The following is a 286-nucleotide window of genomic DNA, read 5'->3' as shown; positions in this document are numbered from 1 at the left end:
CGTCCATTTGACCCGCTTCGATGATCTCTTTTGGGATCTCTTTGAAGTAGGTGAAGAGCATCCAGATCACGATGGGCAGGTTGATCAGCATCAAGACCACGATCACCATAAAGTGCGTGTCGAAGAGGCCAACGCTCTTGGTCAGATAGGTCATTGGATAAAGCACAGCCGCCGCAGGAAGCATTTTCGTCGACAGCATCCACATCAGGACATCTTTGGTCGCCCGGCTGGGGTTGAAGGCCATCGCGTAGGCGCATGGGATACCAACAGCGAGCGCAAAGAGGGT

1 protein-coding gene is annotated in these 286 nt (G+C 53.5%); it reads right to left on the bottom strand.

All coding sequences use genetic code 11. The features are described from left to right. Nucleotides 1-286, bottom strand: a 286-nt coding sequence (locus tag ACTF5F_RS05865) for an ABC transporter permease subunit (protein ID WP_438955947.1), incomplete at both ends; no start/stop codon positions are given.

Source organism: Cognatiyoonia sp., assembly GCF_965661665.1.
Taxonomy (GTDB): Bacteria; Pseudomonadota; Alphaproteobacteria; order Rhodobacterales; family Rhodobacteraceae; genus Cognatiyoonia.
The sequence above is the reverse complement of the archived record's forward strand: the minus strand, read 5'-3'. Positions and strand labels throughout refer to the sequence as shown.